Genomic DNA, 10,154 nt, shown 5'->3' with positions numbered 1-10,154 from the left:
CCTAGCGATCTTGCAACTACCAATGTAGTACACGATCATTCGACTTTAAACGTTTTACATAAACAAATATGTTCTTTAGAATAGAAATTTTAATGACAATGAGCCTAGAAAATCAGTCTGCGTACTTTTTCTACTGTAATTCATCAAACTTATTACTCAGCTTTTTAATTGGCTCATTTAATTTTCTTTAACCTCTTAGAAATTTTTTCTTCTTCAATTAATTGAGCAAAAGAATTTCCAGAAAGAGCTTTTTCAAATTGATTTCTGAAAGCTTTTAAATCTTTTTCAATTAGTATCAAATCTGGCTCGTTAGGAAAATCTTCCTTTATTTTCTTCAAATCACTATCATTTTTTTTAATTATTTTTTGTACTTCTCCTTTGTATTCTATCGGTTTACAAAGTTTTGAAAAAAGTTCGTAAAAATTCTGTGCTGTTGTTAATTCGACAATCACAGTTTCGGGATTCATTTTATCTAAGTTTATACAAAATTCATCAAAAGCCTCTTGGCTATTTTTCTCACCATCAATAATGATTTGATAACCCAAGTTCCCTGGGAAATTTTCGATATAAAATAAAAAGAATGGACTAATTCTGCTCTTTTTTACAGTTTCGAGTGTCTTTCCTAAGAAAATAAACGCAAAAAAATAACATAAAAAGCTGAAATTATTTTCATATATAGAAAAATTTTTATAAGCTAGAGAGTCTCCAAGAAAGGTTCTATATTGTTTAAACCATATTTTTTTATCTACTTCTCGGAGACCTTCCATTTCTTCACATGTTAATTCCTTATTCCTATGGTGAAATTTGCTAGCATAAATATGATATTGATCATAACGTTGAGAGATTTGTTTTAGGGTACGTTTGTTACTCGTTAAGATCGGATCATCAAAAAATTGACCATCCTCAGTAAGTAACATACAAAAGATAAGACACAAGGAAACATTTAATGCTCTTTTCTTTTTGAAGAATCTATTGTTAAGTTTTGAATCATCTTTAAATGAATAGGTAGTTTTGTTCTCGCCCTTGCTCAAGTCAAATTCAAACCATCTATTAACTTCCCTATTAGACATGATATTCATAGCATAGCGAAACGTACTTCTTTTTTTCGTCAACCCTGCTTTTGCTAGTGTGGTAATTTTTCTCAAGGTTGAACCTGGCTCAGTAATTATAATTGGGACTAAAAGAAATAGATCATTAAATGAACAGTATATATACTTCTTTTTAATCGGTTCCATAAATTGAGTATTTTCGCTAGCTTTTAATTTACATTTTTTTGTAAGTTCAATTATCTGACCCGAATCTTTTGGTTCAAATGTTTCGATGCCATCATTTTCATCACTATCTTTAATAATTTTCACCATAAGAGTATGCTCCTTTTTTTGAATATATAGCTAAAAATATTATACTAAACAAAAAAAGCTTGGGATAGCTTATTTCGCACCCAAGCCTTTTAATCTATTTAACTTTAATACTGCAATACTTTCCTTCACCCTGATCATAAGAAATAACACCCGTTTGCCCAGCCTTTAAACTATCACTTGGGATCACATCAAATCCCCATGGTAATTTGTCAATGTTGTTAATATGGATTTCAAAACTGCCATCGCTAGCTACTTCAACATTGCCCATGATGGTTCCATTATCATTGATCGCAAGATGTTTTGTCCCCCCTTTGTAAACGCCCTTTAATTTGATTTCCCCATTAGCAGCTTGTGCCGTACCCGTTGAATCAACACCTTCAGTGATAGTTAATTCGGGCAGTGCATTTGCCTTGTAACCTTCTGTTGTAGTGTTAGAAGCAGTCTTCTCCATCTTTTGACCTCTGTCCAATTGCTCTGTCATTTCTTTGATTAGCTTTGCCAGTACTTTAGAGCCATTTTCCAAATCAATTGCTTTTCTAGAATCTTCTCGAACAGATGCGTCTAACCCACTGACGCCTTGTTCTTCGTACTTCTGCAACCATTCAAGTTGTTGAAGCTGTTCTTCGTAATCGGTACCTTTTGCTTTTGCTGCTTTCCCTTTTTTGTCTGATCCTGGTAAATCAGCGTAACGGATCTTTTCTTTTGCTTCTGTGAACTTCCCTTTTTCAGCTAAAGACTCCGCTTCTTCCAACATTGCTAAATAATCTTTGGTGGCTTGCTGACTATTTTTTTCTTGGTCTTCAATAGCTTGAGAAAACTCTTCGTCGGCTTCTTTCGAACGTTGACGATATTCAGCCTCGTTTTGCTCTTCATTTTGATTAAAGGAAGCTTCATCCATCACTTTCTTTTGGTAAGCACGTTCTTCACCATATGTTTTTTCGTACTTATCTGCTGCTTTTTTATTGACTGACGAATTTCCTCCGCTTTGTGACTTGCAACCGGAGAGAGTAAAAGCTAGCAGCACTGCTAAAACAAGTACACTATACTTTTTCATCGTCATCATCCTTCTTCAAAGAATCAAAGCTTTTTTCGTTTACCGCTTTTTGAATACTTTTCGCATCTGTTTTAAATCCAATATAATTAGCAACTCCCAATATTAAGTAAATAATATTACCTATCAGATAAATGTACGCGCCCGTACCAAATGAACTTGTTGAAGAGCCAAAAACACTTATCGCTTCTGCAATTTGTCCCTTTAAAATGAATACAATGACTAATGAAACAATCGGTAATCCAAAATCAATCAGTTTCTTTGATTTACTTAGAACTTCGATTTTTGGTGCAATCAACAATAGGATTGGAATCAGCACCAGCAAGAAACCATACCAAATACTAGTGATTACATTGTAGCCTTTCACTATGTATCCACCCGCGTAAGCACCATTAGCAGCCGAGTAAAAATTACCAATAAATAATCCTACGATCATCAGTACTGCACCTACAATATTCAAATTACTCAATAATTTGATTTTTAACTCTTCATTTTTCATTCTTTTTCCCCTTTTCATCTTTAGTTAGATCCAATAGATATGGTAGTGAATGGTCATTTACATGATTTTCGTCAGTTTTTTCCCTATTGTCTGCGATGATTCTCCGAAGATGTCTTTCACTGTAGCCATAATAATGAGCTAATTTTCGTAAATTCTTTCCATTGTATTCATTGTTTAGAACATATGGTAATGCATCTGGTCGAATCAATCGAACAGGAAAATGAACCTGAGTTCCTTTAAACTCTTGGTAAATCTGGATCGTCGCTTCTGTTCCAATTAGCTGCGCCAATTCTTTATAGATACTATGCCAAGAGTAAATATCTGGTCCCTCTTTTTTACCAATACGAACTACCTCCTTCATCGTTAGTGCTTTCACTAATAATAATAAAACTTCTAATTTGACTTATCTTGTGACAAAGTGAAGGACATTCGACTTTTAAATGTCCTAGCTATTCTAATTGGAACAGATCATCTACATCGCCTAAAATCCATTCTTTCCTCACATTGACGTTTAGGGGATGACTAGGTTTCCCTGTCGCTGATTTAGAACTAATTAGTAGTTTGCACATCTTCTTATGTTTTGGACTTAGTAGATTGAATATTTTTTTCGCTTGATCCATTGCCAGAGAATTAGTTTCGATAATCGAACCACAAGCAAAAATAATTTGGCTAATCCGTTTCTCTTTAAGTACTGTGGAAATCACCTCTAAGGTATTTTCATCTGATCCCTTTAAAAAGGTCGCTTTGTTTTCCGCATGAATAGATGAAAAAAGATTCACTGCAATAAAACCAGTGAACCCTAATTGACGAATATTCTTTTCGATTAGCATACTTGTCAAATCCTCAACAAATGCGGATGTGCTTGTTGGTCGTATAGTGATCACTACCGCTAATTTTCCAGTTTTATCTTCGTTTACCCCTTCATACCATTGTTTCCGTAATACATACCTATTTTGTCTGTCTTCACTAAACCATGATTCTGATTGCATGGTGATTACTTCTTTCTTGATCATATGATTCTCTCCTTTGTTTAAATTATCTGTGCATTAATCAATGTCACAATCACTGCTGTTGCGATCTTCGCAATCAATCTGAACCATTTCCGCATCTTCACCAATCCTTTCATTTTTCTCTAGTGTTGTTAAAATATCCTGCAAGCATTCTGCTATCGTTTTCCAGATTTCAGGGTTAATCATAAGCGACACCATTTAGATACCACTGAAGCTTTCCTTCTATTAATAACCCACGAGTAAATTCGTGCTCACTGTGAATATCCGTCAGGAAGTACACCACGTAATCCTTTCTTGATTCTTGATCCACATATACGTACAAATGGGTCATAACTAATGCTGGTAACTCCGTGTTGCTCACCTGAATAATTGCTGGGTCCAATTCTTCACGTTCAGCAGTAATTGATTCGAATCCCCAGTCTGTTTCAGTTGTTTCAATCCCTGTTTTTTCTTTTAGTATGTTAATTGCTTGACTTAACATTTCGATCCATCTCCTCTCAGTAAAAGAAAAACCTAATGACCAGTGATCGTCATTAGGGTTAATCTTCATTATTTAAATAGCCTTGTTCCTTTAAAGAACTATACTTATCAGTCGAACAACCTATTATTAAATGGTCTACTAGATCAATCTGTAATAGTTTGCATGCTTTCCTAAGATTTTCAGAAAAAACAATATCGGCGTAGCTAGCTGCAGTGTCACCGCTAGGATGGCAGTGTGCAACAATAATACTTGTTGAGTTCGCCAATATTGCTGGTTTCAAAATGTCTCTAGGTACTGCAATTGCTTGGTTAATTGTACCTATTGACGTCAGATTCAAAAATGTTGGCTCCTTCTTCGTATTCAATCCAACGACATAAAGGTACTCTCGATCCTTCTCTTTTAAATAGGGTGCAAACAGCTCATAAGCTAATCTTGTATTGGTAATTCTCCTCGGGCCATATAATAGTGATGATTCTTTTACCAACTGTAAAGACACTACATTTACCCGTTTTTGTGGTTCATTTTTCTTCATTAATACATCCTTCTCTCTGTTAATTTTTGAAATTTCTTACTTATGTGCTTACTTTCTACAATTAATACTCTTCCGGTAACAACATCGTCTGATGTGTATGATCATCAATCACCCACAGCTTTTTTATTTGGAAACTTGCTAAATATTTCGTCACTCGACATTCATTATAATCAATAAAGAACGGTTCTTCCTGACGATGGATAATCGTGAGCATTCCCCTTTGATCATCTCGGTTGAACTCGAATATCTGTAGATAATCTAACTGAACATCCTCTTGTTTCACCTTCTCATCAATCAATTGAAAACAACGTATCTGTATTTCCTTTGGTACTTGTTCATTTACTCCTTTCGTGATGTAGCGATTTTCTTGTGTATCAAACATTATTTACTTCCTCCTTAAAAATTAAAAATGGCCCAATCATCAACTAAGATGATCGGGCTTCATAGTAATAATATATATTTCTAAATCCCTTTATTTCGTGATTTCTAAACAGAAACGATTAAATAAAAATCGACTGGTATTTTATAACTTCATAAAGGTATAATAAAATAAAATGAATTAATGCTGGAGGAATTATGGAAGATCAGGGTGCATCAAAATGGGGTAGAGTAGATAAAAAAATGCAACTATATGATTTTATTAAGCGAAATTTGAAATATGATAGAGATAAAAACGAACTACCTGTATTTGAAATCAATTACTTAGATACGCTTTTCGAAAATTCAAAAATTGATTATTATTGCTTATCTGAAAAACGAGAGCTGACTTTTGAATCTAATTCTAATATTGCTACTCATAAATCAATTCATTTGGGTTATAACATAAATAAAAAACCTATATTTGCTTTTTATTGGAAAGGTCATGGAGATAATGACACATGGTTTGGTTGTGATGTTCAAACCATCGAAGGTTTTGAAGCTAGGACAAAAAAAATCGAAGAAAAAAAAGACAATACTCCGTATAAAGTTCAAAAGATTAGTTTCAAGAATGCTACAAAAGCTCAGCATTTTTTTCAAAAATTGCATTCTATTTTGTTAAATGAAAACTGGCAATTTAAAAATGATTTCTATGAAGACTCTTCTCCTAAATATACTATTCTTGAATCATACCTAGGGCATACTTTAAATAAAATAATTTGTGATTCCGACGAGGAAAAAGAGACTACTTCCGAAAACCTACTTTTTAGCAATGACCGTAAATATTGCATTTTTAATACAGGACTTCTAACCACATTTGCAAAACCTGTTTATCTTGTTGGCGAAAATTTTACTGAATCAAAAAACGATTCTGAAACAGACGAAACTACTGACATCATTGAATTTCGTAATCCTCGTTTTTTCGAGAATAAATACTCAAAAGAATTACACAAGAAAAACTTTGATCTAATAAACAATGAACTTCCGCAAATGGTTAAATACTATAGTGATAATGATGTTAATCAAATCACTTTTAATCCTTACTTAGATATCGCTTTTGATAGCAATTCTTTAAATCATATAAACGAAGGAAAAAGGAAGGGGCGCATGTTCAACTGTGATCGCTATGAGTCTGAAGAACTTGCTCGTTTAACAGAAGACGCTTCTTTCCTATCCAGAGAAATTGCTAAACGAAATTACAAATTTGTTGTCCCACATTATTTTGTCAGTCAGAATAAGATTCAATTTATTATGCCTATCTATATTGATGGATTAAAAAATGCTCCGAATTTCACACTAGTTTTAGATCCTTGTGAGGGCTCAAATGAAATTGAAGCTCATTACAAAGCAACAACTGTTTTAACACTTTCTATGGCCTATAATAATTCACGATTAATATGTAAACCAGATGATGCTTGGTTAAAACCGGATGAAATTGATGATAGTCTTGAAGATAGTATCTAAATAATTTCATGTATTGTATGGTACAACGCCTTGTTATACTAATATTGATAAAGTAAAGTTGCAAAAGATGCCATAGTTCATTACTTCTCTACAGCTCTTCTTTTTTAGATGGTTCACTCACTTTGTATTACCATTTTTATCAGTTAACACTATATTGTCCGCGAAAGTGATTTATCAAATAAAAGGAAGTCATAGGGGATTGTGTGTATCTTTTTCCATTATAGGTAGAGTGGAATTATAATGTTAGCTCATGCCAAGAAAACTGCAAAATGAGCGTCAATTAAATACAAAAAAGTAACAACATTGTTGCAGATTTAAAGTTAAAAGGAACTATTTGTACTTCAAGAAGTTCCGGCATACTTTCAGACCATTTAGACTTATCCTCTGGTATACCTTGATAAAGCATTTGCTGAATTTCTCCAGTGTGCGTCTGCGCTGTTTCATCCTCAGCACATGTAATAACAGCAGATAAAAAATATGTGGCGCATATTTTCGCGGCTCTATAATTTCTAGGACTGATAGAAAATTCTTCTATCGGTCCTTTTTGAGCATGAAAAAACAAAACATACAGAAGCTCCGTTAGAATTGAATCACCACAACACAATCAAAGGAGCGTTCTGTATGCCTGATCTTCATCATATCAAACTACTGCTAGGAATCAAAGATGAAAACATTCAAGTCACAAATGTAGAATCGAAAAAGATTAAAAATAGTAAGAGTCTCGTGGTTTCAGCGACATTAAGCAAAATGGTTCGCCGATGTCCGCAGTGTAAGCAGGCGAATTCTAAAGGTATGATCGTTAAGAACGGAAAGAAAAAATCTCTGATCCGTCTCAATAAGTGTGCGAACCAACTGACTTATCTTGCCTTAGCCAAACAACGTTACCATTGTCGTGCCTGTCACACCTATTTTACGGCGAATACTTATATCGTTGAAAGAAACTGTTTTATTGCTAAACAAGTGCGGTATAAAATTTTGGAAGAGCTCACTGAAAAACAAGCAATGACGACAATCTCTAAGCATTGCGGTGTTTCTTGGTCGACGGTTTCGCGGACACTCGCTTCTCTGATTCCCATGACTAAAGTGAAAAGAAATTGGTTACCTCGCTGTTTATTGATGGATGAATTCCGTTCATTGAAAAATCAAGTCGGTCCTTATTCTTTTTCTTGCATGGATGGCGATACTGGAAAATTACTGGACATTCTGCCTTCAAGAAAGAAAAAGTATCTCGTTTCTTACTTTATGCAATTTGAACGTAGTGCACGATTGAACGTAAAGTTTCTTGTGACGGACATGAATGCCTCTTACGCTTCTTTGATAAAAGAATGCTTTCCCAAAGCCATGCTCGTTATAGATCGCTTTCATATAGTCAAGCACCTTATTCGCAGTTTTGAGGATATTCGGCTGCGAGTCATGAAAAGCTTCGACCGAAACGATCCTTTACAAGCCAAATACTACCGCCAATTGAAGGCTTTATCTCGACTTCTGATTAAACGACAGGACAAGCTTGTTTATGACAAATGGACCAAATGGCGCAATTTTGGTTGGGCCTATCTGACTGAAAGCGAAGTGGTAGATCGCCTGCTTTCCACTTCTGATGAACTACGAAGGGCTTATTCTTACTATCAAGAAATCCTTCAAGCCTTTCATAAGAAAGAGGCGAACACCTTCTTTCAACTTGTAAAAACGATGCCCATTCGATTCCAGAAGAACTGCATCATATAAAAAAAGCGTTTATAAACTATGAATCTGGCATTCGCTTAGCACTAGAGCTCCCTTATTCGAATGCAAAACTAGAAAATCTGCATACTCACATTAAAGCATTGAAACGTGTGGCTTATGGTTTCAGAAGCTTTCGTAAAATGAAGACCAGAATCTTCTTACTAAACAATCTAATCACGTATTAAATAAAAAAACATCTAAAGCAGAAAATGAATTCTACCTTAGATGTTCTTATCTCACTCTATCAGTCCGATTTGACAAAGAGCCATTTTCGCGCCACATACCCAAATAAGATAATTCACCAAATCAACTCGTGAAACTCTCTAGGATTGGATCAAATATTATATATTAGTTTTTACGTTTTTTAGTTCTATTATATAGTTCAACTGATTGGGCTTCATAGTAATAATATATTTTTAAAAAAGTACTTGTAACTAAAATTTAGGTGGCAAACCAGAATGAAAGCCTACAGGTAGATCAATTTCAAACCATTCAAAAAAATTATTAAATAGACTAACAATTCCCGGCAACATTGCAATAAAGAAGCTCGATTTTTGAATACCTGTTTGAAAATCAAACCATAATATCACAAGCGATAATATTCCAAAAATTATTGAAGCAACTCTTTTTATTATTACATCCTTATTATACAAATATTTACATTTGTTTGCTTCCCGATCAATCTGCTTTGTAAGAGGCATTTGTTCCCACTCTAATTCCATTTGCTGGAAACTAATTTGATTGCCATAATTATTTTCTTTCGGAGCATCCTCTCTAGCATAGAAAAGTTTTGAATGCTTCTTTACCGTAGCATGATAGCGAATTGATAAATTTACACGTGTAATTATATACAGTATGAACATCGCATATAAAATCCAAGTAGTCACTTATATCTCCTCCCAAAAAATTTTTATCATACCTTCTCTCGTACACTTTTTCTTTTAGAAAGCCTTTCTTATCAATGATTATTGAAAATTTGCTACTTGTGATACGGACTCCCGCAACATAAGTAAGTGCTATTTTTTCAAACTTTTATAAATTGGTCACTTGTGATAAGGCCCTCCCGTATTAATCCGAAACGCCCGATACACCTGCTCCACCAAGATCAAACGCATCAACTGGTGTGGATAAGTCATCTTGCCAAATGAAATTTGCGCATTGCTCCGCTTCAGGACTTGATCGCTTAGTCCGAGTGAGCCGCCGATAACGAAGACAAATTGGCTTTTTCCGCTGGTTTGTAGTTTATCTAGCGTAGCGGCGAAGTCTTCGCTGCTGGGATTTTTGCCGTTGATGGCTAGGGCGAAGACGTATTCCTGCTCTTTGATCTTGGCAAGGATGCGTTCGCCTTCCTTTTCTTTGACTTGGATCATCTCGGCATCGCTGAGTTTTTCTGGTGCTTTTTCATCGGGAACTTCGACTAATGTGATCTTGCAATACTTCGACAAGCGTTTCGTATACTCTGAAATTCCTTGAACAAGGTATTTTTCTTTTAATTTTCCCACAGAGATAATTTTGATATTCATCATTCATCCGCCTTTTTCGTTATATTTTTTTCTAGCTATTTATACTTTTCCACCGGTCAAAACTGAAAAAAAGGACTATCTCAACTTTTTTCCA

At 34.6% G+C, this 10,154-nt stretch carries 13 protein-coding genes and 1 pseudogene; 2 read left to right on the top strand and 12 right to left on the bottom strand.

The genetic code is table 11. The annotated features are described in order from the left end of the window. Positions 1 to 173: 173 nt before the first annotated feature. From AC4J95_RS17940 to AC4J95_RS17900, 9 genes are all read right to left on the bottom strand, one after another. Complete coding sequence (locus AC4J95_RS17940; RefSeq protein WP_494551020.1) at positions 174 to 1,361, bottom strand: hypothetical protein; 1,188 nt, start codon at positions 1,359 to 1,361, stop codon at positions 174 to 176. 94 nt (positions 1,362 to 1,455) lie between these two features. Then, the gene (locus AC4J95_RS17935; protein WP_494551019.1) at positions 1,456 to 2,415 is read right to left on the bottom strand and encodes a hypothetical protein; all 960 of its coding nucleotides are present in this window, start codon (positions 2,413 to 2,415) and stop codon (positions 1,456 to 1,458) included. Further along, positions 2,402 to 2,911, bottom strand: a complete 510-nt coding sequence (locus AC4J95_RS17930) for a hypothetical protein (protein WP_494551018.1) — start codon at positions 2,909 to 2,911, stop codon at positions 2,402 to 2,404. The genes AC4J95_RS17935 and AC4J95_RS17930 overlap by 14 nt, the downstream gene beginning before the upstream one ends. Then, positions 2,901 to 3,272 (bottom strand): Mor transcription activator family protein, encoded by a 372-nt coding sequence (locus tag AC4J95_RS17925; RefSeq protein ID WP_494551017.1) that lies wholly within the window; start codon positions 3,270 to 3,272, stop codon positions 2,901 to 2,903. The genes AC4J95_RS17930 and AC4J95_RS17925 overlap by 11 nt, the downstream gene beginning before the upstream one ends. 88 nt (positions 3,273 to 3,360) lie before the next feature. Beyond that, a complete protein-coding gene (locus tag AC4J95_RS17920) occupies positions 3,361 to 3,924 on the bottom strand; it encodes a DUF1643 domain-containing protein (protein WP_494551016.1) in 564 nt (187 codons plus the stop codon). Positions 3,925 to 3,957: 33 nt separating this feature from the next. Continuing rightward, positions 3,958 to 4,107 (bottom strand): hypothetical protein, encoded by a 150-nt coding sequence (locus AC4J95_RS17915; protein WP_494551015.1) that lies wholly within the window; start codon positions 4,105 to 4,107, stop codon positions 3,958 to 3,960. Beyond that, positions 4,100 to 4,402 (bottom strand): 4'-phosphopantetheinyl transferase, encoded by a 303-nt coding sequence (locus AC4J95_RS17910; RefSeq protein ID WP_494551014.1) that lies wholly within the window; start codon positions 4,400 to 4,402, stop codon positions 4,100 to 4,102. Before AC4J95_RS17910 ends, AC4J95_RS17915 begins: the two co-directional genes overlap by 8 nt. Before the next feature lie 58 nt (positions 4,403 to 4,460). After that, positions 4,461 to 4,934 carry a JAB domain-containing protein gene (locus AC4J95_RS17905; RefSeq protein WP_494551013.1) on the bottom strand — a complete coding sequence of 158 codons (474 nt, stop codon included), beginning with the start codon at positions 4,932 to 4,934 and terminating at the stop codon, positions 4,461 to 4,463. A 61-nt stretch (positions 4,935 to 4,995) separates the two neighbouring features. Further along, on the bottom strand, positions 4,996 to 5,316 hold the full coding sequence (locus AC4J95_RS17900; protein ID WP_494551012.1) for a DUF960 family protein: 321 nt from the start codon (positions 5,314 to 5,316) through the stop codon (positions 4,996 to 4,998). Positions 5,317 to 5,510: 194 nt separating this feature from the next. On the opposite strand from AC4J95_RS17900, the gene AC4J95_RS17895 reads away from it, so the two are divergent. Then, positions 5,511 to 6,815, top strand: coding sequence for a DUF3825 domain-containing protein (locus AC4J95_RS17895; RefSeq protein WP_494551011.1), 1,305 nt, complete (start codon positions 5,511 to 5,513; stop codon positions 6,813 to 6,815). A 280-nt stretch (positions 6,816 to 7,095) separates the two neighbouring features. On the opposite strand, the gene AC4J95_RS17890 is transcribed toward AC4J95_RS17895, so the two are convergent. Continuing rightward, the gene (locus AC4J95_RS17890) at positions 7,096 to 7,377 is read right to left on the bottom strand and encodes a hypothetical protein (protein WP_494551010.1); all 282 of its coding nucleotides are present in this window, start codon (positions 7,375 to 7,377) and stop codon (positions 7,096 to 7,098) included. A 59-nt stretch (positions 7,378 to 7,436) separates the two neighbouring features. Here AC4J95_RS17890 and AC4J95_RS17885 point away from each other — a divergent pair. After that, positions 7,437 to 8,722, top strand: a pseudogene (locus AC4J95_RS17885) (ISL3 family transposase). Between the two features lie 249 nt (positions 8,723 to 8,971). Here the strand turns inward: AC4J95_RS17885 and AC4J95_RS17880 are convergent. Both AC4J95_RS17880 and rlmH read right to left on the bottom strand, forming a co-directional pair. Further along, positions 8,972 to 9,424, bottom strand: a complete 453-nt coding sequence (locus AC4J95_RS17880; protein ID WP_494551009.1) for a hypothetical protein — start codon at positions 9,422 to 9,424, stop codon at positions 8,972 to 8,974. A 156-nt stretch (positions 9,425 to 9,580) separates the two neighbouring features. Next, a complete protein-coding gene (rlmH, locus tag AC4J95_RS17875) occupies positions 9,581 to 10,060 on the bottom strand; it encodes a 23S rRNA (pseudouridine(1915)-N(3))-methyltransferase RlmH (protein WP_494551008.1) in 480 nt (159 codons plus the stop codon). Between the last annotated feature and the right edge of the window lie 94 nt (positions 10,061 to 10,154).

This window comes from Enterococcus sp. GPZ-007, from assembly GCF_059374735.1.
Note: the sequence above shows the minus strand (reverse complement) of the source record. Positions and strands in the feature narration are given on the sequence as shown.